The organism is Zestomonas ipomoeae, from assembly GCF_057128665.1.
In genome coordinates this window covers 219,772-246,131 of sequence record NZ_JBSKHQ010000001.1, presented here as the reverse complement: position 1 = coordinate 246,131, position 26,360 = coordinate 219,772, and the positions used below count along the sequence as shown (strand labels likewise).

Annotated in this window: 27 protein-coding genes; 10 read left to right on the top strand and 17 right to left on the bottom strand. The window is 65.3% G+C overall.

Features of this window, described 5'->3' with window-relative positions; genetic code table 11:
- Window positions 1-54: 54 nt before the first annotated feature.
- Genes ACWKV7_RS01080 through ACWKV7_RS01060 form a run of 5 tightly spaced genes read left to right on the top strand, consistent with a single transcriptional unit; the run spans window position 55 to window position 6,897 of the window.
- Window positions 55-2,901 (top strand): ATP-binding protein, encoded by a 2,847-nt coding sequence (locus ACWKV7_RS01080; protein ID WP_483855780.1) that lies wholly within the window; start codon window positions 55-57, stop codon window positions 2,899-2,901.
- Complete coding sequence (locus ACWKV7_RS01075) at window positions 2,898-3,278, top strand: response regulator transcription factor (protein WP_483855779.1); 381 nt, start codon at window positions 2,898-2,900, stop codon at window positions 3,276-3,278. The genes ACWKV7_RS01080 and ACWKV7_RS01075 overlap by 4 nt, the downstream gene beginning before the upstream one ends.
- Entirely contained in the window at window positions 3,275-4,405 is a 1,131-nt protein-coding gene (locus tag ACWKV7_RS01070; RefSeq protein WP_483855778.1) for a YaiO family outer membrane beta-barrel protein, read from the top strand. Before ACWKV7_RS01075 ends, ACWKV7_RS01070 begins: the two co-directional genes overlap by 4 nt.
- A complete protein-coding gene (locus ACWKV7_RS01065) occupies window positions 4,395-5,504 on the top strand; it encodes a HEAT repeat domain-containing protein (RefSeq protein WP_483855777.1) in 1,110 nt (369 codons plus the stop codon). The genes ACWKV7_RS01070 and ACWKV7_RS01065 overlap by 11 nt, the downstream gene beginning before the upstream one ends.
- Entirely contained in the window at window positions 5,494-6,897 is a 1,404-nt protein-coding gene (locus tag ACWKV7_RS01060) for a glycosyltransferase family 2 protein (RefSeq protein ID WP_483855776.1), read from the top strand. The genes ACWKV7_RS01065 and ACWKV7_RS01060 overlap by 11 nt, the downstream gene beginning before the upstream one ends.
- 15 nt (window positions 6,898-6,912) lie before the next feature.
- Here the strand turns inward: ACWKV7_RS01060 and ACWKV7_RS01055 are convergent, their stop codons facing one another.
- Window positions 6,913-7,716: a substrate-binding periplasmic protein gene (locus ACWKV7_RS01055; RefSeq protein WP_483855775.1), complete on the bottom strand. Its 804-nt coding sequence runs from the start codon at window positions 7,714-7,716 to the stop codon at window positions 6,913-6,915.
- Between the two features lie 103 nt (window positions 7,717-7,819).
- Complete coding sequence (locus tag ACWKV7_RS01050; protein ID WP_483855774.1) at window positions 7,820-8,506, bottom strand: spermidine synthase; 687 nt, start codon at window positions 8,504-8,506, stop codon at window positions 7,820-7,822.
- Between the two features lie 374 nt (window positions 8,507-8,880).
- Here ACWKV7_RS01050 and ACWKV7_RS01045 point away from each other — a divergent pair, with 374 nt between their 5' ends.
- Both ACWKV7_RS01045 and ACWKV7_RS01040 read left to right on the top strand, forming a co-directional pair.
- The gene (locus tag ACWKV7_RS01045) at window positions 8,881-9,156 is read left to right on the top strand and encodes a con-10 family general stress protein (RefSeq protein WP_483855773.1); all 276 of its coding nucleotides are present in this window, start codon (window positions 8,881-8,883) and stop codon (window positions 9,154-9,156) included.
- A 243-nt stretch (window positions 9,157-9,399) separates the two neighbouring features.
- On the top strand, window positions 9,400-9,621 hold the full coding sequence (locus tag ACWKV7_RS01040) for a hypothetical protein (protein ID WP_483855772.1): 222 nt from the start codon (window positions 9,400-9,402) through the stop codon (window positions 9,619-9,621).
- Here ACWKV7_RS01040 and ACWKV7_RS01035 read toward each other — a convergent pair.
- A complete protein-coding gene (locus ACWKV7_RS01035; protein ID WP_483855771.1) occupies window positions 9,596-10,105 on the bottom strand; it encodes a GNAT family N-acetyltransferase in 510 nt (169 codons plus the stop codon). The two genes, ACWKV7_RS01040 and ACWKV7_RS01035, sit on opposite strands and share 26 nt — an antisense overlap.
- A gap of 250 nt (window positions 10,106-10,355) precedes the next feature.
- Between ACWKV7_RS01035 and ACWKV7_RS01030 the strand changes: the two genes are divergently transcribed.
- Window positions 10,356-11,186: an undecaprenyl-diphosphate phosphatase gene (locus tag ACWKV7_RS01030; protein ID WP_483855770.1), complete on the top strand. Its 831-nt coding sequence runs from the start codon at window positions 10,356-10,358 to the stop codon at window positions 11,184-11,186.
- Window positions 11,187-11,196: 10 nt separating this feature from the next.
- Here the strand turns inward: ACWKV7_RS01030 and ACWKV7_RS01025 are convergent, their stop codons facing one another.
- A complete protein-coding gene (locus ACWKV7_RS01025) occupies window positions 11,197-11,544 on the bottom strand; it encodes an MmcQ/YjbR family DNA-binding protein (RefSeq protein WP_483855769.1) in 348 nt (115 codons plus the stop codon).
- 24 nt (window positions 11,545-11,568) lie between these two features.
- Complete coding sequence (locus tag ACWKV7_RS01020; protein WP_483855768.1) at window positions 11,569-12,480, bottom strand: LysR substrate-binding domain-containing protein; 912 nt, start codon at window positions 12,478-12,480, stop codon at window positions 11,569-11,571.
- Between the two features lie 132 nt (window positions 12,481-12,612).
- Between ACWKV7_RS01020 and ACWKV7_RS01015 the strand changes: the two genes are divergently transcribed.
- Window positions 12,613-13,227, top strand: coding sequence for an FMN-dependent NADH-azoreductase (locus ACWKV7_RS01015; protein WP_483855767.1), 615 nt, complete (start codon window positions 12,613-12,615; stop codon window positions 13,225-13,227).
- A gap of 139 nt (window positions 13,228-13,366) precedes the next feature.
- Entirely contained in the window at window positions 13,367-13,873 is a 507-nt protein-coding gene (locus ACWKV7_RS01010) for a DUF1993 domain-containing protein (RefSeq protein ID WP_483855766.1), read from the top strand.
- Window positions 13,874-13,937: 64 nt separating this feature from the next.
- Here ACWKV7_RS01010 and ACWKV7_RS01005 read toward each other — a convergent pair whose 3' ends face one another.
- From ACWKV7_RS01005 to ACWKV7_RS00950, 12 genes are all read right to left on the bottom strand, one after another.
- Window positions 13,938-15,527 carry an ABC-F family ATPase gene (locus ACWKV7_RS01005; protein ID WP_483855765.1) on the bottom strand — a complete coding sequence of 530 codons (1,590 nt, stop codon included), beginning with the start codon at window positions 15,525-15,527 and terminating at the stop codon, window positions 13,938-13,940.
- Window positions 15,528-15,694: 167 nt separating this feature from the next.
- Window positions 15,695-16,513: a metal-dependent hydrolase gene (locus ACWKV7_RS01000; RefSeq protein WP_483855764.1), complete on the bottom strand. Its 819-nt coding sequence runs from the start codon at window positions 16,511-16,513 to the stop codon at window positions 15,695-15,697.
- 173 nt (window positions 16,514-16,686) lie between these two features.
- Window positions 16,687-17,235: an adenine phosphoribosyltransferase gene (locus ACWKV7_RS00995; RefSeq protein WP_483855763.1), complete on the bottom strand. Its 549-nt coding sequence runs from the start codon at window positions 17,233-17,235 to the stop codon at window positions 16,687-16,689.
- Between the two features lie 43 nt (window positions 17,236-17,278).
- Window positions 17,279-18,013 (bottom strand): fumarate/nitrate reduction transcriptional regulator Fnr, encoded by a 735-nt coding sequence (fnr, locus tag ACWKV7_RS00990; protein WP_483855762.1) that lies wholly within the window; start codon window positions 18,011-18,013, stop codon window positions 17,279-17,281.
- A 138-nt stretch (window positions 18,014-18,151) separates the two neighbouring features.
- Window positions 18,152-19,534 (bottom strand): oxygen-independent coproporphyrinogen III oxidase, encoded by a 1,383-nt coding sequence (gene hemN, locus ACWKV7_RS00985; RefSeq protein WP_483855761.1) that lies wholly within the window; start codon window positions 19,532-19,534, stop codon window positions 18,152-18,154.
- Window positions 19,535-19,637: 103 nt separating this feature from the next.
- On the bottom strand, window positions 19,638-20,321 hold the full coding sequence (locus tag ACWKV7_RS00980; RefSeq protein ID WP_483855760.1) for a sulfite exporter TauE/SafE family protein: 684 nt from the start codon (window positions 20,319-20,321) through the stop codon (window positions 19,638-19,640).
- Window positions 20,314-20,523, bottom strand: a complete 210-nt coding sequence (ccoS, locus tag ACWKV7_RS00975) for a cbb3-type cytochrome oxidase assembly protein CcoS (protein ID WP_483855759.1) — start codon at window positions 20,521-20,523, stop codon at window positions 20,314-20,316. The genes ACWKV7_RS00980 and ccoS overlap by 8 nt, the downstream gene beginning before the upstream one ends.
- Before the next feature lie 199 nt (window positions 20,524-20,722).
- Complete coding sequence (locus ACWKV7_RS00970) at window positions 20,723-23,122, bottom strand: heavy metal translocating P-type ATPase (RefSeq protein ID WP_483855758.1); 2,400 nt, start codon at window positions 23,120-23,122, stop codon at window positions 20,723-20,725.
- A gap of 52 nt (window positions 23,123-23,174) precedes the next feature.
- Window positions 23,175-23,672: a FixH family protein gene (locus ACWKV7_RS00965; protein WP_483855757.1), complete on the bottom strand. Its 498-nt coding sequence runs from the start codon at window positions 23,670-23,672 to the stop codon at window positions 23,175-23,177.
- A gap of 11 nt (window positions 23,673-23,683) precedes the next feature.
- Complete coding sequence (ccoG, locus tag ACWKV7_RS00960) at window positions 23,684-25,093, bottom strand: cytochrome c oxidase accessory protein CcoG (protein ID WP_483855756.1); 1,410 nt, start codon at window positions 25,091-25,093, stop codon at window positions 23,684-23,686.
- Window positions 25,094-25,224: 131 nt separating this feature from the next.
- Window positions 25,225-26,175, bottom strand: coding sequence for a cytochrome-c oxidase, cbb3-type subunit III (ccoP, locus tag ACWKV7_RS00955; protein ID WP_483855755.1), 951 nt, complete (start codon window positions 26,173-26,175; stop codon window positions 25,225-25,227).
- On the bottom strand, window positions 26,172-26,360 hold the full coding sequence (locus ACWKV7_RS00950) for a cbb3-type cytochrome oxidase subunit 3 (protein ID WP_483855754.1): 189 nt from the start codon (window positions 26,358-26,360) through the stop codon (window positions 26,172-26,174). The genes ccoP and ACWKV7_RS00950 overlap by 4 nt, the downstream gene beginning before the upstream one ends.

The window sequence follows — 26,360 nt, the reverse complement described above, 5'->3', positions numbered from 1 at the left end:
CAGTCGACCCACGTCGAACGCGACGCGCGTCCCCGCAGATGGAAAGGAGAAAGCATGCCCCGCGGGCTCCGCAAGATTCCAGTGCAGGCACTGGCGTTTTTCCTGGCCTTTGCCCTTCTGACCGCGCTCGCCTGGCAGGGCGCGCGCCTGCAGCGGGAGCTGTTGATCGATAGCGCGGCGATTGCCCACAGCCTGGAAGTGATCGCCGCCGTGCAGTCCATTCGCTCCTCGTTGCAGGACGTCGAAACCGGCGAGCGTGGCTTCGTCATCAGCGGCGAGCCGATCTACCTGACCCCCTATCTCCAGGCGCTTGAGCGGATCGAAGGTGAGCGGCGGCGGCTGGACGAACTGCTCAAACCGATCGACGAACAGAGCCAGCGCTGGTTGGACCGCCTCGATCAGGATATCGCCAGCCGCCTGCAGCTATCCGCCGAGAATATCCGCATGCGCCGCGAGCAGGGGTTGCAAGCCGCGGCGGCGCATATGATGGCGACCGGCGGCAAGCAAACGATGGACCGGCTGCGCGAACGGCTGGATGAACTGGAACGTAGCGAGCGGGATCGTCTCCAGCGCGAAGGCGAGGCGCTGCGCGGTCGCTTGCAGGACAGCCGCGATCAACTGTTGGTGGGCGGCCTGCTGGCCATGGCGCTGTTTCTCATTTCCTTCACCATTCTCAGTCGCAGCTTGAGCCTGCGACAGCAGTCCGCTTTCGAGGCGCAGGCCAGCGAATCGCGCCTGCGGGCGCTGTTCAGGGCGATTCCCGACTCCCTGTTCGAGATCGACGCCGATGGCCAGGTCCGCAGCCTGGCCGGCAATGGCGCGGGCCTGGAAGCGTTGCCGGGAGAATTGCTCAGGCAACGGGTGCGGCACGACAGCCAGGACGAACTGATCAGCTTCCACTGGCAGAACCCCGAGCACAGCGAATTCGAGGTGCGCATGCTGCCGGCCGGGGCCGGCACCTACCTGGCCATCGCCCGCAACGTCACGGAAACCCGGCGCGCGCGTAGGCACCTGCGGGACCAGCAGGCCTTTCTGCGCAATGTGGTGGATACGGACGAGAACCTGATCTTCGTGCGTGACGCCGATGGCCGGTTCCTGCTCTGCAACCAGGCGTTCGCCCAGTTGCTGGGCATGCAGCCAGCACAGGTGGAGGGGCGACTGCCTGCCGACTTGCCGGGTATCGATGCGCTCGAGCCGCTGCTGGCGGGCGATGCCGAACTGCTGCACGGCCAGCCGGAGCGGCGGGTGGGCGAACTCTGCGTGCGCGATGCGCAGGGCGGGGAGTGCTGGTTGCAATTGATCAAGCGGCCGTTGCGGCTGTCCGACGGCAGCCTGCAGATCCTCGCGGTGGCGGTGGACGTATCCATGCGTCACCAGGTCGACCGCCTGAAGGGCGAATTCATTTCCACCGTCAGCCACGAGCTGCGCACGCCGTTGACGGCCATTCGTGGTGCGCTCGGCATGCTGATCGGTGGCGTGGCCGGGCCCTTCGCGGAGGGGCAGCTGCCGCTGCTGGACATTGCGCATCGCAACAGCGAGCGGTTGGTGCGGCTGATCAACGACATCCTCGACATGGAGAAGCTGGAATCCGGACGGCTGGAGTTCCATTGGGAGATCAGCCCCTTGGGGCCGCTATTGCAACAGGCACTGGAAAGCAACCAGCCCTATGCCGAGGAATACCAGGTCGCCTTGCGCCTGCGGGTCGAGCGGGATGCAGCGGTGCGCCTGGATACTGACCGCTTCGCCCAGGTCATGGCCAACCTGCTGTCCAACGCCATCAAGCACTCGCCCAGTGGCGGCATCGTCGAGGTCGAACTCGATCGCGTGGACGAATGGCTGGAAGTGGCAATCCGCGATCACGGCGAGGGCATTCCCGAGGCCTTCCAGTCCCGCCTGTTCGAGCGCTTCGCCCAAGCCGACTCCTCCGATGCGCGCAAGCGTGGCGGTACCGGGTTGGGCCTGGCCATCACCCGCTCGCTGGTCGAACACCTCGGTGGGGAGATCGGCTTCCACAGCGAGGCCGGGCGCGGTACGCGCTTTCATGTGCGCCTGCCCCTGGCCGCCCAGGCGAGTGCGCAGCAGGGCCAGCCCCAGCCGCGACCCCAGGTGCTGGTGGTGGACAGCGACGCCGGCGCGGCCAGCGCCCTCAGCGGGTTGCTCGAGCAGCAGGGCTACGCCACCCTGGTGGCCGGCAGCGCGGCCCAGGCCCGTCGCCTGCTCGGCGAGACCCAGGTGCACGCCCTGACCCTGAGCCCGCAACTGGCGGACGATGACGGCCTGGCTTTCCTGCGGCGGCTGCGCGAGTTGCCGGCCTACCGGCACTTGCCGGTGCTGATGGTCGGCCTGCGCTCGGCCAGCGATACCGATGACGTGCAGGGCGGTGCGATCGGCGTGGTCGACTGGCTGCGCCCGCCATTCGACGCCGAACGGCTGCAGGCGTCGGTGCGCACCTGCCTGGGGCAGGGTAGCCCGCTGAACATCCTGCATGTGGAGGACGACCCGGATCTGCGCCGGGTGGTCGCCGAACTGCTCGCCGATAGCGATTTTCGCATCCACGGGGCCGGCAGCCTGGCCGAGGCGCGGGAGCAGATGGCCCGCCGTCACCACGCCCTGGCGATCCTCGATCTGGCCCTGCCAGACGGTGATGGCGTCGAGCTGTTCGGCGAGTTCGCCGCGGCCAGCCCGCCAACCCCGGTGGTGGTATTCAGCGCTCGCGAAGAGCCCGGCGAAGCGCCCGGCGTGGTGCTGCGCAAGCTGGTCAAGTCGCGCCACGACAGCTACGAGTTGGCCGGGCTGATCGAGCACTACCTGCGCGCCTGGCCCCCCACCGCGACGGCTTTTCATGACACCGGTCGCCTGCGATCCCAAGACCTGAATTCCGGTTCGAAGGAGCACTCATGAGCAATCCGACGATTCTGATGGTGGAAGACGAAGAGGACATCGCTTTCCTGGTGCGCTACCTGCTGGAGCGCAACGGTTATCGTGTCGAGCATGCCGCCGACGGCCGCCAGGCCCTTGAGCGCATCGAGCAGGACGACCCGCCGGAGCTGGCGCTGATGGACATCATGCTGCCGTACCACGACGGTCTCGACCTGGTGCAGCGACTGCGCGCGCGGCCGGGCTGGCAGTCGGTGCCGGTGCTGATGCTGACGGCCAAGGCCCGTGAAGGGGATATCGTCCGCGCCCTGGAGCTGGGCGCCGATGATTACGTGACCAAGCCGTTCCAGCCCGAGGAGCTGCTGGCCCGCATACGGCGACTGACGAGAAAGAGCCGATGAGGTGGCCGGTACTTCTGCTGGCGGGCTTGCTGCCACTGCTGGCCCAGGGCACGGAGCTGGCCGAGGCGCAGCGGCAGGTCGATGCGCAGGATCTGGAGGGCGCCCAGCGTACCCTGGAAGCACGCCTGGCCGAGCAACCGCAGGATGCCGACAGCCATTACCTGCTGGCCCGCGTACTGGCCTGGCGCGGCCAGTACGGGCCGTCCCTGCGGCACTACGAATGGCTGCTGGCCCGCGAACCGGACAACGCCGACTATCTGCTCGGCCAGGGCCAGGCGCTGCTCTGGTCAGGCCGCCCGCAGCAGGCGCTGGTGCCACTGGAGCGCGCCGCTCGGCTCGCGCCCGACTACGCCGCCGTGCAACAGGCCCTTGCCCAGGCGCGGGCTACGCCGAGCGTGCCCAGGGCGCTGCCCGAACCCTTGCCGCCACCGGCGGCACGTCGGCGCCATGAGCTGGGGTTGTCGCTGCGCCACGATGACGTCGACAGCCACCTCGCGGATTGGCAGACCCAGCGCCTCGACTATCTCTCCAGCCAGCCGGAGGGACTGTCGTGGTATGGCGCGCTGGTTCGCGAGCAACGCTTCGCCGACTGGGACCAGGGCCTGGAGGTGGGCATGGTGGCGCCGCTGACGGCTGACTGGGCGCTGCAAGTGGAGGGCGGTTACCAGGCGAATCCGGATTTCCTGCCGGAGTGGTATGCCGACCTGCGTGCGCAACGGGTGTTGCCGCAGGGCTTCATCGGTGCCGCCAGCCTGCGCCGCACCCGCTATGCGCAAACCCGCATCGACCGGCTGGCGTTGTCGGTCGAGCGCTACTGGGGGCCTTGGCGCGCCGGCTATACGCTGAACCTGTCGGATGTCGAGGGCGGCGGACATCCGGTCGGCCACGCGCTGGCGCTGGATCACTACTACGCCGGCCTGAGCTATGTCGGCCTGCGGACCAGTTTCGGCGAGGAAGAGGGTCTGGAGGAGGGGCGGGTATTCACCAGCGACGTGCGCTCCTGGGGGCTGGAAGGCCGGCATTGGTTCCATGCGCGCTGGGCGTTGACCTGGGAGCTCGGCCATCTTCGCCAGGGCGACTTCTATTCCCGCGACTGGTTGATGCTGGGTGTGCGGCATGCCTTCTGAGCTGCGCTGCCCGGCCTGGTTGTGCGAGGCGCTGGCCAGCCTGCCGGGCGATCCGATTCTGCGGCTGGCCGTGTATGTGGCCTTGGCCCTGGGCGCGGCCACCCTGTTGGTCATGTTCCAGGTGCTGCTGCTGGCGGAGCTGGCTGATCGTCGCGCGGCACGGCGGGAGCGCTTCAACCGGCAGTGGCGGCCGTTATTCGCCCAATGCAGCCTGAGCGAGGAACGGGTCGAACCGGCCCCGCCGGGACCGGGCCAGCGGCTGTGGTTCCTGCTGCTGTGGAATCGAACCCAGCAACAACTGCGCGGTGCCGCGCGGCAAAGGCTCAATGCCCTGCTCGAGCAACTGGGCATGCATGCCCATGCTTTGCGCCTGCTGCGCAGCCGTTCGCTGCGCAAGCGTCTGATCGGCCTGACCTGCCTGCGCTACCTGGCCGACGGCGGCGACTGGCCGGCGGTCCGGCCGTTGCTGGAGGCCCGCAGCCCGCTGGTGTCCCTGGCCGCCGCGCAGACCCTGGTGGCTATCGACGCAGCACGGGCCATGCCGGAGGTGCTGCCGCGCTATTTGCGGCGCAGCGACTGGGCCCAGCCACGGCTGGTCGCGCTCTGCCAGCGAGCCGGTGCCGAGGCGCTGACCGGTCCGTTGCTGGAGGCGCTGCAGACGGCCCCGGAGCCTGCACGGCAGCGTCTGCTGGGACTGCTCGCCTGGGCCGATCCGCGGCGCAGCGCGCCCTGGGCGCGGGCGCAGATGCTCAACCCCAGCGGTAGCGAAAGCCTGCAGGCAGCGCTGACCTGCCTGGGCAGCCTGGGCGATCCGCGTGATCACGTACATCTGCTCGCCATGCTTGTCCACGCCGACCCGGATGTGCGCCTGAGTGCCATCCGCGCCCTGCGTCGGCAGGCCAGCAGCACGGATGCCGTGGCCTTGCGCGACCTGCTCGGCGACAGCAGTTGGTGGGTGCGCCAGGAGGCGGCGGATGCGCTGGTCCGCCTGCCGGGCCTGACCGACCAGATGCTGCGGGCCCTGTGCGACGAACTGCCCGATCGCTACGGCCGCGATGCCTTGCGCCGGGCCCTGGCGGAGCACCGCGATGAGCGGTGACTGGCTGTGGTGGGCGCAGGTCGGCTTCATTGCCTACTTCATTCTGCTCAATGGCAGTTACCTGCTGCTCAATGGCCTATCGATGCTCAGCCTACTGGCGTACATGCGCCAGCGCGCCGAGCTGGGCGAAGATGCCGCCTATCTCGGTATCGAGCCCGGTGTGTCGGTGCTGATGCCAGCCTTCAACGAGCAGGCGACGATCCGCACGTCGGTGCGCTCGATGCTGCAACTGCAGTATCCGGAGTTCGAGGTGTTGGTCATCAATGACGGCTCCACGGACGCCACCCTGCAGGTGCTGGTCGATGAGTTCGAACTGGAGCCGCACCCGGAGCCGCTGCGCCAGGCCGTGCCGCACCAGCCGGTGCGTGGCATCTACCGCTCCCGGCGCTACGCCAATCTGCGGGTGATCGACAAGGTCAACGGCGGCAAGGCCGACGCCCTCAACGCCGGCATCAACGCCGCTCGCCATCAACTGTTCTGCGGTGTCGATGCCGACTCCATCCTGCAGCGCGACAGCCTGCTGCGGGTGGTGCAGCCGTTTCTCGAGGATGAGCGCACCGTGGCCGCCGGCGGTACCGTGCGCATCGCCAACGGCTCGGAGGTGCGCGGCGGCTTTCTGATCCGCGCCGGCCTGCCGGACAACTGGCTGGCGCGCTTCCAGATCGTCGAATACCTGCGGGCGTTTCTCTTCGGCCGGCTCGGCTGGTCGCCTCTCAATGCGGTGCTGATCATCTCCGGCGCTTTCGGTCTGTTCGACCGCGAGCGGGTGATGGCGGTCGGCGGCTACCACAGCGACACCGTGGGCGAGGACATGGAGCTGGTGGTGCGCCTGCATCGCTACCATCGCGAGCGGCACATTCCCTATCGCATCCGCTACGTGCCGGACCCGATCTGCTGGACCGAGGCGCCGGAGGACCTGGGCACGCTCGGCCGCCAGCGCAGTCGGTGGCAGCGCGGGCTGGCGGAAAGCCTGGGTCGCCATGCGCGGCTGTTCTTCAGTTGGCGCGGCGGCGCCGCCGGGCACCTGGCCTGGCCGTTCATGGCGTTGTTCGAGTGGATAGGGCCGCTGGTGGAGCTGGTCGGCTACGGCTTCATGCTGGGCGGCTTCGCCCTCGGGCTGGTCTCCTACAGTGCGCTGGCGGCATTTTTGCTGGTGGCCATCGGCATGGGCATTCTGCTGTCGGTCAATGGCCTGCTGCTGGAGACCCTGTCGTTCCGCGTCTATCAGCGCCGCCGGGATGTGCTGCGGCTGTTTCTCATGGCGATCCTGGAGAACGTCGGCTATCGCCAGCTCAATACCCTGTGGCGCTGCCGTGGCATGTGGCAATGGTTCTCCCGTCGCAAGCACCAGTGGGGTGCGATGAAGCGCAGCGGGCGATGGGGCCAGCAGTAGCCGGTGCGCGGAAGGTCACCTGTCCAGACCGTATTTTTTCTTGAGCGCGTCGACGGCCTGCCGCTGCCGGTCCAGGAAGAGGTCGAAGCGGCGGATCAGTTCCGGATGGCGAATGCTGGACAGGTAGTAGTGGCTGTCCTGCAGGGCCAGCAGGCGGGGCTCTATCCGCAGCCCGTCGGGGTTTCCCCTGCGCTCGAGGTGGTAATGGGCCACCTGCTGGGCCATGTTGGCGGCGTCAATGTAGCCGGACAGCGCCATATGGATCAGCCCCTGCGGATTGGGTGCCTCCTTGATCTGGACCTGCCCGGAAGCGATCTGGTCCTTGAATTTCCACGGCGTAAAACCGCGGATGAAGCCCAGGGTACGGTAGTTCTCCAGAGGCTCGCCCAGCCGCGTCGGCAGTACCAGCATGGCGTCCTGGAACACCAGCAGCGGCTGCGAATAGGTGATGGTGAAGGGGTCCTTCTCCTTTACGTCCCAGCGCGGGTTGTCGGGGAACACCAGGTCGAGCCGGCCGGCGTGATACTCGTGGCGCAGGCGGCGCACCGGCAACGGCAGGTAGACCAGTTGAATGCGTTCGTCAGCTGCGAACAGGTCTAGCACGTCGCGGGCGTAGCCACGGTAGAGGTAGTCCGGTGGCGCGGCGGAGTAGATGGGGTAGTAATCCACGTTCTCCACGCCGACGCGGTAGGTCGGCGCTTCTTCGGTCGCCCAGGCGCCACTCACCAGCAGCAGGCATAGGAGCAGCCCACCACAGCGGACTCGCCAGGCTTGCAGGGAGGCAGGGAGGATCAGCACGTCAATCGCCAACGACCTCATGGAATGGAGCCAGGCGGCGATAAGCGCTTCGCTGCCCAAGTAGTTCTATTCAAGCCCAGGATTGCAGAGGCCGCTCGGTCTTCCCGTCAAATGAAGGGCGGCCTCAGTCCTTGAGTTTCCGGGCAATCCAGATGGTATGGCGGGTGCCCTTGTTGCCGTGGGCGAACACTTGCACTTCCTGCGCCTTGAAGCCTGCTTTGCCGAGCCTTTCGCTGAATTGGCGATCGGCACTGGCCGACCACACGGCAAGCACGCCGGCGGGTCGCAGCGCCTGGGCACAGGCGCTCAGGCCGGCCATCGAATACAGCCAGCTGTTGGCCTTCTGGGTCAGCCCCTCCGGGCCGTTGTCGACGTCCAGCATGATCGCGTCGAAGCCTTGCGGCTCGTCCTTCAGCACCTCGGCGACGTCGGCGTTGAGCACTCTGGCGCGGGGATCGCGCAGCGGATAGCCGGACTTCTCGCCCAGCGGGCCGAGGTTCCACTCGATCACCCCGGGCACCAGCTCGGCCACCACCACGTCGGCGTCCGTTCCCAGATGCTTGAGCGCGGAGGCCAGGGTGAACCCCATGCCCAGACCGCCGATCAACACGCGTGCCCGAGGGCGTGCCGCTACCTGCGTGCAGGGAATCTCGGCCAGGGCATCCTCGGAGCCATGCATGCGCGTATTCATCAGTTGGTTGCCGTTGCCGCCCTGAATCTTGACCACGAAGTCCTCGCCATACTCGAACAGGCACAGGGCGCCGCCGTTACCGGGAATTGGAGCGGTGTCGAGCAATACAAAGCGTTTCATGGAGACTCTCGCGGGGACTGGCAACGGGCCGAGCACGGCTGGCAGTAAGCGGGTGCGCTCGGCGGGGTTGGCCATTCTAACGGCAAGTGCAACTGGTCGTGGTCTGGAGAGCCGTAGCGGCTGCGTACGCACGTGTTGGTGCAGGGCGACGCCCCTCGTCCGGTTTGGTCACGGACTGCCATACAGACAGGCGCTTGGTGCCGTGCTAGACGGCCTGAACCGTTTATCTGGATGGATGAAACTCCCCAGTCACCGTGTCCTCGTATTTTCTGTGAGGCGATGCTGCGGCGCTGAGCCAATGATCGCTTGGCGACGCCTACGCCTCTGGTTTTGATTATCAAAACCGTCTTTCCCTATCCAATTAGGAGGTACCTATGAGCGATAAGAAAGGAGACATGAGCGTAAGCGAAGCAGGCCGCAAAGGTGGTGAAGCCACTTCAGCCTCCCACGACAAAGAGTTCTACCAGGATATCGGTCAGAAGGGGGGGGAACGCAGCGGCGGCAACTTCGCCAACGACCCCGAACGAGCAGCCGAAGCTGGCCGCAAAGGCGGACAGAACAGCGATGGCAATTTTGCCAGCGATCGCGAGAAAGCTTCGGAAGCAGGCCGCAAAGGTGGCCAGAACAGCCACGGCGGTGGTCGTAGCTGATGCAGCGTACCGAGTGGAGGCCCAGCCTCCACTCACTTCTCGATACGCCTTGTTCGACCCCGCATGAATCGCCGGCCAGGTTCCTGCTGTCGGATCGCGACAGCCCCCGTCCGGCACCGTTCCTCGTCCACACGCGCTGTTGCCAGTCGATGACCGGCGTGCGGCACCTGCACGAAACGCCGACTGTCTCGATTGCCCATGGCAGGTGGGGCCGCCCTGCGTTCGGCTAAGTGCCGCTGGGTGATGACTGCGCGTAAAATCTTTACGGTCATGGTCCGGGCATTGCTACCGGCCCTGGGCAGCGGCGGACCGCCGGCTGTCGCCGAGGTGGAGGACATGCTTTCCGACGCCCATGAGCGGACCGAGGAGACCCAGGGCCTCGGTGCTCTGTTCACCGACGGCTTCGTGTCGTTCAGCTTGCTTTGCGCGGCCTGGACCCCTAGCGGGTCGCCAGGAACAGCCTGAGATTCTCGTCGCCGCCCGGCGGCCGCACCGTTCCGCCGGCCGAGAAACCGAGCTTGCGCAACAGCCGGATCGACGCCTGGTTGCTTTCCATGACGATGGCGCAGATGCGCTCGATGGCCAGTTCCTGCCTGGCGTGCTCCAGCACGGCGCGCGTCGCCTCGTGCGCATAGCCCTGGCCGCAGAAGGCTTGTAGAAGGGCGTAACCGAGGTCGATGTCCTGCAGGTAGTCGCGCTTGAGCAGGCCGACCATGCCGATCGGCAGGTCCCCGTCCCGCAGCCCGACCCGCCAGAGGCCGAAGCCCTGTTGCCGATAGCTTTCGAGCGGACCCTCGAGCAGGTAGCGCCGTGCGCCGTCCAGGTCGTGCACGCCCTTGTCGGCGATGTTGGCGATGAAAGCCGGCTCGTTCAGCAAGCGCAGGATGAAGCTTGCATCGTCGAGAACGAACGGCCGGATGGTCAGGCGGGCGGTCTTCAGCTCGATCATGGGGTTCCGAGTCGATTTGCGGCGAAAGGCCGGGCGGTCACCAAGATGACTGCCACGGGGCGGGCGGTTCTGCGTGGAGCGGCTGAGAAAAATGTCTGATAGCATCCTGCCGCGCAAATGGCAAAGACCCTGCCCAGAGGGTTTCCGCTTCGGAACCTCGTCGGCGCCCTTGGGTCCGACACACGTCAGGCGGTCATGACTGCCCATGTAGTACTTTCGCGATGCACTGGCATGGCTTTGAGGGGGATGGATGGAATTGTGGACCGCCGTGCAGGCGTTGATCCTGGGTATTGTCGAAGGGTTGACCGAATTTCTGCCGATTTCCAGCACCGGTCACCAGATCATCGTTGCCGATCTCATCGGCTTTGGCGGCGAGCGGGCGAAGGCGTTCAACATCATCATCCAACTTGGCGCGATTCTAGCGGTGATGTGGGAATACCGGCGCAAGATTCTCGGCGTCATGTTCGGCTTGCCGAGCAATCGTTCCGACCAGCGCTTCACGCTCAACCTGATCATTGCCCTGTTGCCGGCGGTGGTGCTCGGCGCGACCTTCGCCGAGATGATCCAGCACTATCTGTTCAATCCGATCACTGTGGCCGCGGCATTGGTGCTGGGCGGTCTGGTCATGCTCTGGGCCGAGCGGCGGCATCACCAGGTGCATGCCGAAACGGTAGACCAGATCACCTGGAAGGACGCCCTCAAGGTCGGCCTGGCCCAGTGCGTGGCGATGATCCCCGGTACTTCGCGCTCCGGCGCCACCATCATCGGCGGCCTGCTGTTCGGCTTGTCGCGCAAGACCGCCACCGAGTTTTCCTTCTTCCTGGCGATGCCGACCATGGTCGCGGCGGCGTTGTATTCCGGCTACCACAACCGCGCATTGTTTCAGTGGAGCGACGTCCCGGTGTTCGCCATCGGCTTCGTCATGGCGTTCGTCTTCGCCATGCTGGCGGTGCGGGCGCTGCTCAAATTCATCGCCAACCACAGCTACGCGGTGTTCGCCTGGTACCGCATCGGCTTCGGCCTGCTGATCCTGGCCACCTGGCAGTTGGGCTGGATCGATTGGTCGACTGCCCAGCTCTGATGCCGGTCGGCTAGTCCAGCAGCAGGCCCACCCGTTGGCGTTTCGGCAGGCGGCCTACCACCAACTGGTGTGAGCGGGTCAGCAACTGGCGCAACTCCTCGTCGCCCAGCTGGAAGGGCGGCGCCACGCTGATCCAGTGGGCGCGTGCCAGGTAGGGGGCCGGGCGTATGCCGGGGCGATCGCAGAAGCCGAGGAAGAGTTCGTCGTCGACCTTGAACGCCAGGCTGTCGCCGGCGAAGGCCAGGGCCGCGAACATCTTGTTACCTGCCACCGAGAACACCCGCACGCCGCCCCATTTGAGATCTTCGCGGGCGCCCGGCAGTTGCAGGCAGAAGGCGGCGATGGCATCAGGGGTCATGCTTGGGTTCCTTGTTTGGGTGGTTCAGATCGGCTGCTGCCAGTCTTGTCGATAGGCCGCAGTGAGGTGCTCGATCCAGGCCCGAACCGCCGGCAGCATACCGCGTCGATGGGGATAGACCGCCTGCAAGTAGCCACCGGGCAGCGACCAGTTCGACAACAAACGCTGCAGGCTGCCATGGGCCAGTTCTTCCTCGCAATACAGCTGTGGTAGCAGGGTGATGCCCAGCCCACCGAGTGCCGCGGTTTTGCGCACGACGAAGTCGTCGATGCCCAGGCGTGCTTCCAGCGCGATGTCCTGCCGGCTGCCATCGGCGCCGATCAGCCGCAGGTGCACCCGGCGGTCGGCCTCCACGGCGCCAAGCACGGGCAGCCCGACCAGATCTTCCGGGCGTTCGATGCGGTGACCCCGCACGAGACTTGGCGCCGCCACCAGGAACGACTGCGCTGGGCGCAGGCGCCGGGCGATCAGGGCCGGGTCCTCGTCATCCTGGTCGCGCACCCGCAGGGCCACATCCACGCCGTCTTCCAACAGATCGATGCGCCGGTTGCTCAGCAGCATTTCCAACCGCACCTCGGGGTAGGCGCGCAGAAAGGAGGTGATGGCTTCCGGCATCGGCGACATCTGCGCCAGGGCGACCGGGCAGGACACGCGCAGGCGGCCGCGCGGTTCGCTGGACAGGCTGGCGACGGTTTCCTCGGCCTGTTCGGCCTCCAGCAGCATCGCCTGGCAGTGGCGCAGGTAGCGCTCGCCGACATCCGTCAGCACCAGTTTGCGTGTGCTGCGCTGGAGCAGGCGCACGCCGAGGCGCTCCTCCAGTTCGGCGATGCGCCGCGACAGGCGCGACTTGGGAATGCCCAGGACTCGGCCGGCCGCAGCAAAGCCGCCGGCTTCCACCACCTTGGCGAAGTAAAACAGGTCGTTCAGGTCTTGCATCGGAGATCGTCCTATAGATGGGACGAACTATCGCATTTTTGCCATCTACTGCGCCATTCGCCTCACCGGTAGTCTTTGCTTCAAGTCGGTCGCAATCGCGACCCAGAATCAGGCCAGATCGGAGAGACACCCATGAAGCTCCTGCACCTCGACTCCAGCATCCTCGGCGATGCTTCCATTTCCCGCCAACTGTCCCGCGCCGTGGTCGAGGCCTGGCAACAGGCCGAGCCGGCCGTCCAGGTCAGCTACCGCGACCTGGCCGCCGACGCGCTCGGGCACCTGTCGTCCGGCAGCCTGGTGGCGAGCAATACGCCGGCCGAGCTGCGCGATGCGGCGCAGACACACGAGGCCGCGCTGGCCGAGTCGACCATGGCCGAATTCCTCGCCGCCGACGCCATCGTGATCGCTGCGCCGATGTACAACTTCAGCGTGCCGAGCCAGTTGAAGGCCTGGATCGATCGCGTGGCGGTCGCTGGCAAGACCTTCCGCTACACCGAGAATGGCCCCCAGGGCCTGGCCGGTGGCAAGCAGGTGGTGATCGTCTCGACCGCCGGCGGCCAGCACGCCGGGCAGGCGAGCGGCGTGGCCCATGAGGACTACCTGCGGCTGGTGCTGAATTTCCTCGGCATCACCGACATCCGCGTGGTCCGTGCCGAGGGCCTGGCAATGGGCGACGCGGTGCGCGGCGAGGCGCTGGCCAGCGCCAGGCAGCAGATCGAGGCGCTGTTCGAAAGCGTCGCCGCCTGACCCTCCAGCAAGGCAAAGGCCTCGGCTCTCCGGGGTCTTTGCCTGTTCGTTCCCAGCCTCTGGCAATGGACTCCCTGCTTGTTGCGAATGCAGCTAACCTAGCAGCTTCATTCGCTTCTTCAGTAAAAGGAGTTCACCTATGTCGCTATCCTTCTACCAGGCATCCATACCGCTGCTCGTGCGCATGTTTGGCAATCTTTCGGCCATTCTCGACAAGGCCGAAGCCTATGCCGAAGCGAAGAAGATCGATCCCGCCGTGCTGCTCAATGCCCGCCTGGCGCCGGACATGCATCCGCTGACGCGACAGATCCAGATTGCCAGCGACACCGCCAAAGGTTGCGCGGCGCGCCTGGCGGGCGTGGATATCCCCAGCTTCCCCGATACCGAGAGCAGCTTCGCCGACCTGAAGGCGCGCATCACCAAGACGCTGGAATTCATCCAGAGCCTCAATGCCGAACAGATCGACAGCGGGGAAGGCCGGGAAATCGTGCTGCGCTTCCCGGGCAACGAGTTGAAGTTCAGCGGCGCGAACTACCTGTTGCATTTCGTTCTGCCCAACTTCTATTTCCACGTCACCACGGCCTATTCGATCCTGCGCCACAACGGCCTGGATATCGGCAAGATGGACTATCTCGGTCGCGCCTGACCGACGGACGAAAATGAAAACGCCCCGACGATGCGGGGCGTTTTTCATGGGGGCGAGGAGGTCCTCAGACCACCAGGCCCTGGCTGCGCAGGTAGTCGTCGTAGCTGCCGCTGAAGTCGGTCACGCCGTTCTCCGACAGCTCGATGATGCGGGTGGCCAGGGAGCTGACGAACTCGCGGTCATGGCTGACGAAGATCAGCGTGCCGGGGTAGTTCTCCAGCGCCAGGTTGAGTGCTTCGATGGATTCCATGTCCAGGTGGTTGGTCGGCTCGTCGAGCACCAGCACGTTGGGCTTCTTCAGGATCAGCTTGCCGAACAGCATACGGCCCTGCTCGCCACCGGAAATCACCTTCACCGATTTCTGGATCTCGTCGTTGGAGAACAGCATGCGGCCCAGCGTGCCGCGCACCACCTGCTCGCCACCCTGGGTCCACTGCGCCATCCAGTCGAACAGCGTCACGTCGTCGGCGAAGTCCTCGGCGTGGTCCTGGGCGTAGTAGCCGAGATCGGCGCTCTCGGTCCACTTCACTTCGCCGCTCATTGGCTGCATCTCGCCGACCAGCGTGCGCAGCAGGGTGGTCTTGCCGATGCCGTTGGGGCCGATGATGGCGACCCGCTCGCCGGCTTCGATCTGCATGTTGAGATTCTTGAACAGCGGCACGCCGTCGAAGCCCTGGCTGACCCGTTCCAGGGTGACCGCCTGGCGATGCAGCTTCTTGTACTGCTCGAAGCGAATGAACGGGCTGACGCGACTGGACGGCTTGACCTCTTCCAGCTGGATCTTGTCGATCTGCCGGGCGCGGCTGGTGGCCTGCTTGGCCTTGGATGCGTTGGCCGAGAAGCGGCTGACGAAAGTCTGCAGTTCGGCGATCTGCGCCTTCTTCTTGGCGTTGTCCGACAGCAGACGCTCGCGGGCCTGGGTCGCAGCGGTCATGTACTCGTCGTAGTTACCGGGGAACAGGCGCAGCTCGCCGTAGTCCAGGTCGGCCATGTGGGTGCAGACCGAGTTCAGGAAGTGGCGGTCGTGGGAAATGATGATCATGGTGCTGTTGCGCGCGGTGAGCACGCCTTCCAGCCAGCGGATGGTATTGATGTCCAGGTGGTTGGTCGGTTCGTCCAGCAGCAGCACTTCCGGGTCGGAGAACAGTGCCTGGGCCAGCAGCACGCGCAGCTTCCAGCCCGGTGCCACGGCGCTCATCGGGCCGAAGTGCTGCTCCAGCGGGATACCCAGGCCCAGCAGCAGCTCACCAGCGCGGGATTCGGCGGTATAGCCGTCGAACTCGGCGAACTGCACTTCCAGCTCGGCCACGGCCATGCCGTCGTCCTCGCTCATCTCCGGCAGCGAATAGATGCGGTCGCGCTCGGCCTTCACCGCCCAGAGCTCGCTGTGGCCCATGATCACGGTGTCGATCACCGTGAAGTCTTCATAGGCGAACTGGTCCTGGCGCAACTTGCCGAGACGCACGTTCGGCTCGAGCATCACCTGGCCGCCGGAAGGCTCCAGTTCCCCCCCGAGGATCTTCATGAACGTCGACTTGCCGCAGCCATTGGCGCCGATCAGGCCGTAGCGGTTGCCATTGCCGAACTTGACGGAAACGTTCTCGAACAGCGGCTTCGCGCCGAACTGCATGGTGATGTTGGCGGTTGAAATCACGAAGGGAATCCCGAAAAGCTAGGGCGCTCGCGCGCAAAAGGCGGCGATTGTAGCGGTTTCGGGCGTGCAAGGGCAGTCGCAGGGACGGGCGGGGCATGGCGCAGGCTGAAAGCGCGGCCCGACAGCGTAGGCCGCCGGGCCGAGGCGTCACGCTGCCGGGGAGTTCATCAGCCGGCGAACGCCAGCTTCTGCTTCCAGCGCTGTTCCAGCGTCTTGGTGTCGTGGTCGTTGGGGTGGAAGCCGGGACGGTAGTAGTCGAAATAGGCGCCCAGCAGTTGGGTGAAGTAGCCGTTGCGCGGGCCGAACAGGGTCTTCAGGCCGTATTTCCAGGTGCGCCAGTTGAACAGCTGGCCGTCCTTGCGCAGCAGGTGCAGCTGGAACCAGCCGATCACGCCCAGGAATACCAGGGTGGTGCTGGCCATGATCGCTACGCGGGTGAAGTAGCCGCCACCGACATGCTGGTAGACGTCGTAGGCCACGGCCTTGTGCTCGTTCTCTTCGATGGCGTGCCACATCCACAGCTTGTACAGCCGCGGATCGTTCATCTGGGTGGTGAGGTCTTCGCGGCGCAGCAACTGCTCGGCCATGGTCGCGGTGAAATGTTCCAGGGCGCAGGTGGCGGCCAGGCGCTGCTTGCGGGTGCTGAAGCGGGTGACCCATTCCAGCAGTACCTTGATGCGCAGTTCCAGGCGCTCGAGGTCGATATCGTGTTCGGCAGCGTACTGGTTATAGGTGGCGTGTTCCTTGGAGTGCATGGCCTCCTGGCCGATGAATGCACTGATGTCCTTCTGCAATTGCGGGTCGGTGACCTGCTGGCGCACCGCGCGCACGCTGTCGACGAAGAACTTCTCACCGTAGGGAAACAGAGAAGACAGGTTGTTCATGAAATGGCTCATGAACGGGTCGTCATTCCACCAGTACTTGGCGCTGCTGGCGAAGCTGAAATCCATCCGGCGAACGGGAAAACTGGCCTGGGGCGCGGTCATGGGAGTGACTCCTCGGCGGCATCGTTGGTGATTCGAAGGCACGCTAGTGCTCAAGGCCAATGATTGAGCGTGCAGGCTCGCCGGACCACCCATCCAAAGTGCTGGGATTGTCGAACAGTCCGGCACTTGGTAGGGGTGGGAGGTCGGCCCAGGACAGTCGGTAGTCGCGGGGGTTAGCGGTCGTCGAGGGCGAAGGCGGTCAGGGTGTAGGTGGGAATGCCCATGTCCTGCAGCTTGCGCGAACCGCCGAGTTCCGGCAGGTCGATGATGGCGGCGGCCTCGAACAGGCTGGCGCGCATACGCCGCACCAGGCGAGCGGCGGCCAGCAGGGTACCGCCGGTGGCGATCAGGTCATCGAACAGCAGCAGCGAGTCGCCTTCGCAAAGGCTGTCGGCCTGCACCTCAAGATGGGATTCGCCGTATTCGGTCTGGTAGGCCTCGGCGAGCACCTCGCCGGGCAGCTTGCCTTCCTTGCGGAACAGGACCAGCGGCCGGTTCAGCTCGTAGGCGATGATCGATCCGATGAGAAAGCCCCGTGCGTCCATGGCGCCGATATGGCTGAAGTCGGCCTCGACATAGCGCTGGATGAAGCTGTCGGCAACCATGCGCAGTGCGCGCGGGGACTGCAGCAGCGGCGCAATGTCGCGAAACACTACGCCGGGCTTGGGGAAGTCCTGAATCGGGCGAATCAATGACTTGATGGTGAATTCGTCGAAAATCATCTGTAGATCCTGAACCGCCTGCGGGGCTGCGGATGAAGTCGTCTCAGGCCTCGAGATTGCCACCGGCCAGGGCGCAGAGCTGGATGGGGTCGAGAATGTGTACTTCCTTGCCCTCGGCGGCGATCATGCTGTTCTGCTGGAAACGGGTGAACACGCGGGATACGGTCTCCACCGCCAGGCCCAGGTAGTTGCCGATCTCGTTGCGGGACATCGCCAGGCGGAACTGGTTGGCCGAGAAACCACGGGCGCTGAAGCGCGCGGAAAGGTTGACCAGGAAGGTGGCAATGCGCTCGTCGGCGGTTTTCTTCGAGAGCAGCAGCATCATTTGCTGGTCATCGCGGATTTCCCGGCTCATCACCCGCATCAGCTGCCGGCGCAGTTGCGGCAGGCGGATGGCCAGGTCGTCGAGGCGGTCGAAGGGAATTTCGCAGACCGAAGTGGTTTCCAGCGCCAGCGCCGACACCGGGCAGGCGGCGGTGTCCATGCCGGAGAGGCCGACCAGTTCGCTGGGCAGGTGGAAGCCGGTGATCTGTTCTTCGCCGCTATCGGTGACGCTGAAGGTCTTCAAGGCGCCGGAGCGCACGGCGAATACCGAGTTGAAGGGGTCGCCCTGGCGGAACAGGAATTCGCCCTTTTTCAAGGGTCGACCGCGCTTGACGATCTCGTCGAGCGAATCGATATCGCTCATGTCCAGGCTCAACGGCAAGCACAGCGAGGCGAGGCTGCAGTCATGGCAGTTGGCCTGGTGCTGCGCGCGGACCTTGATGTTTTCAGACATGGGAGTGGCGATTCCTGAGAGCGGAGCAATACGCCAAAGGTTAACCCAGGCGCCCGGTAGCTGCCACCCTGCGCTCGCGGTCATTTCGTCGCATTGACCCCCGATCCTGAGCGGTTCCGCATAGGCAGCCAGCCCGGTTCAGATCACGCGCGAGAATCGTGGGCATTCTCCTTGTTCGCCTAGGTAGCGATCGAACAGCATGCAGACGGCGCGGACCAGCAAGCGGCCCGCTGGCAGGATGTCGATGCGTCGCTTATCCAGTACCAGCAGCCCATCGGTCGCCATTTGCTGCAAGGCGGGCCAGGCGGAGGCGAAGTAGCGCCGGAAATCGATGGCGAAATCGCGTTCGATGCGGGCGAAGTCCAAGTGAAACTCGCAGATCAGTTGTTGAATCACCGCTTTCCTCACGCGGTCGTCCGCGTTGCATATCAATCCTCGGCTGGTTGCCAGTTGGCCTTCGTCGAGCGCGTGCTGGTACTGGGCGATGTCGTTGTTGTTCTGGCAGTAGAGGTCGCCGATCTGGCTGATGGCGGAAACGCCCAGGCCGATCAGGTCGCAATGACCGTGGGTGGTGTAGCCCTGGAAGTTTCGTTGCAGCGTGCCGTCCTCCTGGGCGCTGGCCAGTTCGTCATGGGGCAGGGCGAAATGGTCCATGCCGATGTAGCGGTAGCCGGCAGCATCCAGTTGCTCGATGCTGCCCTGGAGCATGGCCAGTTTGTCTTCCGGCTTCGGCAGGTCGCTGGCGTTGATGCGTCGCTGCGTTGCGAAGCGTTCCGGCAGGTGTGCGTAGTTGAAGACCGAAAGACGGTCCGGCTGCAGGGCAATTACCTCCTTGACCGTGCGAGCGAAACTTTCCGGGGTCTGCAGCGGTAGGCCATAGATGAGGTCGATGTTCACCGAGCGAAACTGCAGCGTGCGCGCGGCCTCGACGATGGCGCGGGTTTCTTCGAGGCTCTGCAGGCGATTGATCGCCCGCTGCACGGTGGGATCGAGGTCCTGCACACCGACGCTGACTCGGTTGAAGCCCAGTCGGCGCAACAGGCCCATGGTCGACCAGTCCGCTTCGCGCGGGTCGATCTCGATGTTGTAGTCGCCGCTGCTGTCGTGCAGGTTGAAGTGCTTGCGCAGTTGCCCCATCAGCTGGCTTAACTCGTCGTGACTGAAGAAGGTGGGCGTGCCCCCCCCCAGGTGCAGTTGTTCGACGGTCTGCTTGCGGTCGGTGTGGCAGCCGATGATCTCGATTTCGCGCTGCAAGCGCTCCAGGTAGGGCAGGGCGCGGCCGTGGTCCTTGGTGATGACCTTGTTGCAGGCGCAGTAGTAGCAGACATTGGCGCAGAACGGCACGTGGACATAGAGCGAGAGCGGGCGCTGGGCCTTGCGGCTGTCGCGCAGGGCATGGAACAGCTCGAAGGGACCGATACCATCGTGGAACTGCATGGCGGTCGGGTAGGAGGTGTAGCGTGGGCCGGCCTGGTCGTAGCGGCGGATCAGTTCGGCATCCCAGCGGAGTGTGGCTGGCATTTGGGCATTCCCGATGTGGCAGGGCTGTGTCGGGAAGTGTACGAAGCAGGCGCCGGGGGCACGTTGACCTGTATCAAGGGGTCGCTGCGGGCCGAAGGGCGCGTCAATGCCCCATCAACCAATGCTGGTGCGGCCCTGGAAGGGTCCAGATGCCGAACAGCATGACCAGCAGGCCGCCAGCGATGCGCACGCCGCGCCGACGTAGCAAGGCCGTCAGGCGCTCCGCGGCGAGCCCGGTGGTGACCAGTACCGGCAGCGTGCCGAGGCCGAAGGTGAGCATCAGCACGGCGCTGTCCAGCGCATCGCCCTGGCTCGCCGCCCAGAGCAGCGTGCTGTAGACCAGGCCGCACGGCAGCCAGCCCCACAGCGAGCCGAGCAGCAGGGCCCTGGGCAGGCTGGTTACCGGCATGAAGCGCCGGGTCAGGGGCTGAATGTACCGCCACAGGCCGCGGCCGAGGGCTTCGATGCGGGTGAGGCCACTCCACCAGCCCGCTAGGTACAAGCCCATGGCGATCAGCAGCAGGCCGGCGCCGATGCGCAGCGCCATGGCTGCGGGGCTGCTGGCCACCGCCCAGCCGGCGAGGCCGATCAACAAGCCGGCGGCGGCGTAGCTGAGAATTCGGCCGAGGTTGTAGGCGAGCAGCAGGCGTAGGCGTCGGCCCCGCTGTTCGGGAGGAATGGCCAGGGTCAGGGCGCCCATCAGGCCACCGCACATGCCCAGGCAGTGACCGCCGCCGAGCAGGCCGAGGACCAGCGCGGAAACCAGCAGCGGGGCGAGATCAGTCACGGGAGGCGTCCTGTTCGTCGGCCTTGCCTTCGGCTTCGTCGACGCCGGCCTGATGCTTGGGATCCTCGTCGTCGAACAGGATGCTATGGGCCGGGCTGTCCATGTCGTCGTACTGGCCGCTGTCGACCGCCCAGAAGAACAGCCAGATGGCCAGCGCGACCACGATCACGGCGACGGGAATCATTACGTAAAGTGCGATCATGCTGTCTCCGGTTCTGCTGGCCGAATCGCGCTGCGCGGATCCGAGCTGCTTTCAATTCTCGCGAGGTGGATTCGCGTTTGCGTCCCCCCTACGCTCGCCAGCAAGTGGAGCGTTCGGCGAACTGGCGAATGAATTCGCCCCTACGGCATGCCCTAGGGTGGTTGTCGCCTTTTACATCCACCATGCATTGGTTTGCGCCCTATGGTCGGCTCAGCCGCAGGGCGTTGAGTACCACCAGCAGCGAGCTGATCGACATGCCGATGGCCGCCCAGATCGGGGTGACCCAGCCGATGGCGGCGAACGGCAGGACCAGGCCATTGTACAGACTGGCCCAGGTCAGGTTCTCGATGATGATCCGCCTCGTGCGACGGGCCTGGTCGAAAGCCTGCACCAGGCTGTCCAGTCGATTGGACAGCAGCACCGCGTCGGCACTGGTCTTGGCCAGGTCGGTGGCCGAGCCCATGGCCACGCTGATGTCGGCCGCAGCCAGCACCGGTACGTCGTTGACGCCGTCGCCGAGCATCAGCACCCGGCGCCCGCGACTGTGCAATTCCCCGAGGGCAGCCAGCTTGGCGTCAGGCGTCAGGCCGCCGCGCGCGTCGGCGATGCCGAGGCGCGCGGCGATTTCGCCGACCATTGGCGAACTGTCGCCGGACAGCAGTAGGGTCTGCCAGCCGCGTGCGCGGCAGGCCTCGAGCAGCGCGGGGGCGTCCTCGCGCAGGCGGTCGGCCAGCACCAGCCAGGCCAACGGCCCCTGGCGGTCGGCGAGCAGCAGCCACTGGCCATGGCTGCCGGGAATCTCCGGTGCGGCCCGATCACTCAGGGCGCAGGCAAAGGAGGGCTGGCCGATGCGCAGAAGGCGACCCGCGACTTCGCCCTCCAGACCCAGGCCGGGCATGCTTTCGACCCGCTCCGCCGCTTGTGGCGCCCGGCCGAAGGCACGGGCAATCGGGTGTTCGGAATGGTTCTCCAGGGCGGCGGCCAGTGCCAGGCAGGTATCGCCATCCAGGTCGCGCAGGGGGTGGATCGCCTCCAGGATCAGGCGTCCCTCGGTCAAGGTGCCGGTCTTGTCGAAGATCACCGTATCGATCTGGTTCAGGCCCTCCAGCACATGGCCGCGCGTCAGCAGCAGACCGAGTGCGTGCAAGCTGCCGGTGGCCGCCGTCAGGGCGGTCGGTGTGGCCAGGGACAGCGCGCAGGGACAGGTGGCCACCAGCAGGGCGAGCACGATCCAGAACGCCCGCTGGGCGTCGATCTGCCACCACACCAGGCCGACGACTGCGGCTACCGCCAGTACCAGCACCAGGAACCATTGAGCGACGCGGTCGGCCAGTTGCGCCAGCCGTGGCTTGTCGGCCTGGGCGCGCTCCAGCAGGCGCACGATGGAGGAGAGCCGGGTGGCGTCGCCCAGAGCCTGCACTTCGACGGTCAGCGGTCCCTCGACATTCAGGGTGCCGGCCGTGACGCTGTCGCCGACGCCCTTGGGTTGGGGCAGGTATTCACCGGTCAGCAAGGCTTCGTCGATGCTCGACTGCCCGGCGAGTATGCGGCCATCGGCCGGCAGCAGGGCGCCGGGCGGCACCAGTACGCGGTCGCCGAGCTGCAGCTCGGTGAGCAGTACCCGCTGGCTTTGGCCGTCGCTTTCCAGGCGCAGGCAGGAGGCGGGCAGCAGCTTGACCAGTTGTGCCGTGGCCGCTGCGGTGCGCTCGCGGGCTCGCCGTTCCAGATAGCGGCCGGCGAGCAGGAACAGCGCGAACATGCCCACGGCATCGAAATACAACTCGCCGCTCGCCGTCAGGGTCGACCAGATGCCGGCGACATAGGCGCCGCCGATGGCCAGGGAGACCGATACGTCCATGGTCAGGTGGCGCGTGCGCAGGTCGCGCAGGGCGCCCTTGAAGAAGTCCGTGCAGCAATAGAAGACGATCGGCGTGGCGAGAAACAGGCTGACCCAGCGCAGAATGCTGTCCATGCCTGCCGACAAGTCGATGTTGAACTCCGGCCAAGTGGCCATGCTTGCCATCATCACCTGCATCCACAGCAATCCGGCGACGCCGAGCTGGCGCAGTGCACGACGGTTTTCCCGCTGCAGTTGTGCCGCTGCCTGGTCGGCCTGGTAGGGGTGGGCCGCATAGCCGATGCGCCGCAGTTCCTTGAGCAGGTGGCTGAGCGGCAGGCGGCTGTCCTGCCAGCGCACGTGCAGGCGGTGGTTGGACAGGTTGAGGTTGGCCTCGGCCACGCCCGGCAGGTCGCGCAAATGTTTTTCGATCAGCCAGCCACAGGCCGCGCAGCTGATGCCTTCGATCAGCAGGCAGGTGCTGGCCAACTCGCCCTGGTGCTCGACAAGCGGCTGCTGTACCTCGGCGCGGTCATACAGCTCCAGTTCGTCGGGCAGGGCCTGGGGCAGGTTTTCCGGATTGGTCGAGGCTTCGCTGCGGTGCCTGTAGTAGCTTTCCAGCCCGCCCGCGACGATGGCCTCGGCCACGGCCTGGCAGCCCGGGCAGCACATATCCCGCACCTCGCCCAGCACGTGCGCCTGGAACCGGCTGCCGGCGGGAACCGGCAGGCCGCAGTGGTAGCAGGGAGTGGGGGAGGCCATGGGTCGTATCGGGACTCGAGTGTGGGCGCGCGACCGGCACGCGCTGCGGTGCTCAGTCGTTGCCTAGCTGGATGGCGAGACCGTTGGCCAGGTCCTCTTCCTCGAACAGGCGCCAGTCCTTGCCGCCCTCGGTGCCGAGCAGCTCGACGAAGCGGCGGCCCTGTACGGCGTCCTGCATCTGTCCCAGGTAGAGCCCATCGCCCTGCGGCTGCAGGACGACCCGGCGGTCGCGCTCGGGCTGGGTCGGCGAGATCAGGTTGAGCACCAGGTGCGGCGGGCGGCTGATGCCGGTCAGCATGACCTCGGCCGTACCGGCTCCCTCGTCGAGGGTGAGTCGGGCGCCCATCTTCAATTGCTTGGCCAACTGCTCGCGTTCCAGCGAGGTGTTGATGCCCTTGCCGGCGTCGTAGTAGTTGTCCACCACCAGGCTGTCGGAGTGCGTGATGGCGATGGTCAGCATCGACAAGCCGAGCACCACGGACGAGGCGAGGATGGCGATGATGAACCAGGGCCAGAACTGCTTGTACCAGGGGTTCTCGGTCGACTGCATGGGTTACCTGTTTAGCGGACGGCGGGGCCGATGAAGCGGCTGTCGGCGTCGTTCTTGATGTCGGGATTATCCGCCGATTGCACGCGGAAAATGATTTCGTTGGTACTGGACGGCAGCTTCTCGGGCTCGATGGACAGCTCCACCGCCAGCGACAGGACCTCGCCGGCCAGTGCGCGGACCTCGCGTTTGCCTTCGTAAACCAGGCCGTCGAGACCATCGGCTTCGATCACGAAGGTCTGGTCGTGCTGGGCCTTGTTCATGATCTTCAGGGTATAGACATTCTCGACCCGGCCTTCTTCGTTCTCGCGGAACAGCACGCGGTCCTTGATTACGTCCAGCTGTACCAGCGGGCGTTCGGTCAGGGCATAGGCGAACAACCCCATCATCGCTGTCAGAGCCACGGCATAGCCGATCAGGCGCGGGCGCAACAGCTGGGTCTTCTGCCCGGACAGGTTGTGCTCGGTGGTGTAGCTGATCAGCCCACGCGGGTAGTTCATCTTGTCCATGATGGTGTCGCAGGCGTCGATGCAGGCGGCGCAGCCGATGCATTCGATCTGCAGGCCGTCGCGGATGTCGATGCCGGTGGGGCAGACCTGCACGCACATGGTGCAGTCGATGCAGTCGCCGAGACCCTGGGCCTTGTAGTTGGCGTCCTTCTTGCGCGGGCCGCGTTTCTCGCCGCGGCGTGGGTCGTAGGAAACCACCAGGGTGTCCTTGTCGAACATCACGCTCTGGAACCGTGCGTAGGGACACATGTAGATGCACACCTGCTCGCGCAGGTAGCCGGCGTTGCCATAGGTGGCCAGGGTGAAGAAGCCGATCCAGAACAGTGCCCAGCCATTGGTGTCGAAAGTCAGCAGATCAGGGATCAGTTCGCGGATCGGGGTGAAGTAACCGACGAAGGTGATGGCCGTGAGCAGCGCCACGCCGACCCATATGCTGTGCTTGGCCAGCTTGCGCAGGAACTTGTTGATCGTCATCGGGGCCTTGTCCAGCTTCATGCGCTGGTTGCGATCGCCCTCGGTGACCTTCTCGGCCCACATGTAGACCCAGGTGAATACGCTCTGCGGGCAGGTATAGCCGCACCACACGCGGCCGGCGAAGACAGTGATGAAGAACAGGCCGAAGGCGCAGATGATCAGCAACCAGGACAGCAGCATGAAGTCCTGCGGCCAGAAGGTGGCGCCGAAGATATGGAACTTGCGCTCGGGCAGGTCCCACCAGACGGCCTGGCGGCCTTCCCAGTTGATCCAGACGGTGCCGAAATAGAGCAGGAACAGCAGGCTGCCACCGACCATGCGCAGGTTGCGGAACATGCCCTTGAAGGCGCGGGTGTAGATTTTTTCGCGCTTGGCGTACAGATCGACGTTTTCGACCTGCTTTACGGGGGTGACGTCTCGGAGGGGGATCTGCTCGCTCATCTAGTCGTACCACGGCTTGGGGTTGGTGCCCCGACCGATGCGTGCCGGCCGGGGTCAATTTCCTGCTGCGTATGGTACGCCCGAAGAGCCGCATGACAGTGCGACAGGGCGTCGCGCCTCATGCGTCGGTGTTACTTCTGAGCTTCTACCGGCTTGCCTTGCGACAAGCTGTAAACGTAAGCAGCAAGCAGGTGCACTTTGTCATTGCCCAGATGCTCTTCCTGAGCCGGCATGCGGCCGTTACGGCCGTAGCGCAGGGTCTGCTGGACCTGGGCGAAGCTGGAGCCGTACAGCCAGGTCTTGTCGGTCAGGTTGGGGGCGCCCATCGCCTGGGTGCCCTTGGCCTCGGGTCCGTGACAGGCTACACAGTTGCCCTTGAAGATTTCTTGACCTGCGGCAACGTCGACGCCTTCAGGATTCTTCAGGCCGGACAGGCTGCGCACGTAGGCAGCAACGTTCTTGATGCCCTGCTCGCCGATGATTTCCTTCCACGCCGGCATCGCTGCCTGGCGACCGCCCATGATGGTGGTCTTGATGGTCTCCGGCTCGCCGCCGTACAGCCAGTCGTTGTCGGTCAGGTTGGGGAAGCCGTAGGCACCCTTGGCGTCGGAGCCATGGCAGACCGAGCAGTTGGAGGCGAACAGGCGACCGCCCATTTTCAGGGCCTGCTCATCCTTGGCGACTTCCTCGATCGGCATGGCGGCGTACTTGGAGAACAACGGGCCGTATTGCGCTTCGGCCTTGGCCATTTCCTTTTCCCACTGGTGCACGCCGGTCCAGCCTTTCACGCCGTTGCTGAACTCCTCGCCGTCCTGGTAACCGGGCATGATGCCTTTCCAGTTGCCCAGGCCGGGGTAGAAGGTCAGGTAGCCCACTGCGAACAGCAGGGTCGCGACGAACAACATGAACCACCACTTGGGCAGCGGGTTGTCGTATTCCTCGATGCCATCGAAGGCGTGGCCGACGGTTTCGTCGGTCGTGTCGGCACGCTGGCCCTTGCGGGTCGCGAAAATCAACCAGGTCAGCGCCACCAGGGTGCCGACGGTCAGGATGGTGACGTACCAACTCCAAAAAGTGGTCATTCGCTCTTACTCCTAGAAGCTTCTTCGTCGCGCTCTCTGGATTTCGGATTCTCGTCGGCGAAGGGCAGGTTGGCGGCTTCGTCGAAGCTTTTCTTGCGTTTGCTGCTATAGGCCCAGAGCACGACGCTGATGAAAGCGACGAATACCAACAGGGTGCCTAGGCCGCGAAGCGTTCCGATATCCAT

Excerpts from the sequence above, each read along its gene's own strand:
- ACWKV7_RS01080 (WP_483855780.1), top strand. The coding sequence starts at position 55 with ATGCCCCGCGGGCTCCGCAAGATTCCAGTGCAGGCACTGGCGTTTTTC.
- ACWKV7_RS01075 (WP_483855779.1), top strand. The coding sequence starts at position 2,898 with ATGAGCAATCCGACGATTCTGATGGTGGAAGACGAAGAGGACATCGCT.
- ACWKV7_RS01070 (WP_483855778.1), top strand. The coding sequence starts at position 3,275 with ATGAGGTGGCCGGTACTTCTGCTGGCGGGCTTGCTGCCACTGCTGGCC.
- ACWKV7_RS01065 (WP_483855777.1), top strand. The coding sequence starts at position 4,395 with ATGCCTTCTGAGCTGCGCTGCCCGGCCTGGTTGTGCGAGGCGCTGGCC.
- ACWKV7_RS01060 (WP_483855776.1), top strand. The coding sequence starts at position 5,494 with ATGAGCGGTGACTGGCTGTGGTGGGCGCAGGTCGGCTTCATTGCCTAC.
- ACWKV7_RS01055 (WP_483855775.1), bottom strand. The coding sequence starts at position 7,716 with ATGAGGTCGTTGGCGATTGACGTGCTGATCCTCCCTGCCTCCCTGCAA.
- ACWKV7_RS01050 (WP_483855774.1), bottom strand. The coding sequence starts at position 8,506 with ATGAAACGCTTTGTATTGCTCGACACCGCTCCAATTCCCGGTAACGGC.
- ACWKV7_RS01045 (WP_483855773.1), top strand. The coding sequence starts at position 8,881 with ATGAGCGATAAGAAAGGAGACATGAGCGTAAGCGAAGCAGGCCGCAAA.
- ACWKV7_RS01040 (WP_483855772.1), top strand. The coding sequence starts at position 9,400 with ATGACTGCGCGTAAAATCTTTACGGTCATGGTCCGGGCATTGCTACCG.
- ACWKV7_RS01035 (WP_483855771.1), bottom strand. The coding sequence starts at position 10,105 with ATGATCGAGCTGAAGACCGCCCGCCTGACCATCCGGCCGTTCGTTCTC.
- ACWKV7_RS01030 (WP_483855770.1), top strand. The coding sequence starts at position 10,356 with ATGGAATTGTGGACCGCCGTGCAGGCGTTGATCCTGGGTATTGTCGAA.
- ACWKV7_RS01025 (WP_483855769.1), bottom strand. The coding sequence starts at position 11,544 with ATGACCCCTGATGCCATCGCCGCCTTCTGCCTGCAACTGCCGGGCGCC.
- ACWKV7_RS01020 (WP_483855768.1), bottom strand. The coding sequence starts at position 12,480 with ATGCAAGACCTGAACGACCTGTTTTACTTCGCCAAGGTGGTGGAAGCC.
- ACWKV7_RS01015 (WP_483855767.1), top strand. The coding sequence starts at position 12,613 with ATGAAGCTCCTGCACCTCGACTCCAGCATCCTCGGCGATGCTTCCATT.
- ACWKV7_RS01010 (WP_483855766.1), top strand. The coding sequence starts at position 13,367 with ATGTCGCTATCCTTCTACCAGGCATCCATACCGCTGCTCGTGCGCATG.
- ACWKV7_RS01000 (WP_483855764.1), bottom strand. The coding sequence starts at position 16,513 with ATGACCGCGCCCCAGGCCAGTTTTCCCGTTCGCCGGATGGATTTCAGC.
- ACWKV7_RS00995 (WP_483855763.1), bottom strand. The coding sequence starts at position 17,235 with ATGATTTTCGACGAATTCACCATCAAGTCATTGATTCGCCCGATTCAG.
- fnr (WP_483855762.1), bottom strand. The coding sequence starts at position 18,013 with ATGTCTGAAAACATCAAGGTCCGCGCGCAGCACCAGGCCAACTGCCAT.
- hemN (WP_483855761.1), bottom strand. The coding sequence starts at position 19,534 with ATGCCAGCCACACTCCGCTGGGATGCCGAACTGATCCGCCGCTACGAC.
- ccoS (WP_483855759.1), bottom strand. The coding sequence starts at position 20,523 with ATGATCGCACTTTACGTAATGATTCCCGTCGCCGTGATCGTGGTCGCG.
- ACWKV7_RS00970 (WP_483855758.1), bottom strand. The coding sequence starts at position 23,122 with ATGGCCTCCCCCACTCCCTGCTACCACTGCGGCCTGCCGGTTCCCGCC.
- ACWKV7_RS00965 (WP_483855757.1), bottom strand. The coding sequence starts at position 23,672 with ATGCAGTCGACCGAGAACCCCTGGTACAAGCAGTTCTGGCCCTGGTTC.
- ccoG (WP_483855756.1), bottom strand. The coding sequence starts at position 25,093 with ATGAGCGAGCAGATCCCCCTCCGAGACGTCACCCCCGTAAAGCAGGTC.
- ccoP (WP_483855755.1), bottom strand. The coding sequence starts at position 26,175 with ATGACCACTTTTTGGAGTTGGTACGTCACCATCCTGACCGTCGGCACC.
- ACWKV7_RS00950 (WP_483855754.1), bottom strand. The coding sequence starts at position 26,360 with ATGGATATCGGAACGCTTCGCGGCCTAGGCACCCTGTTGGTATTCGTC.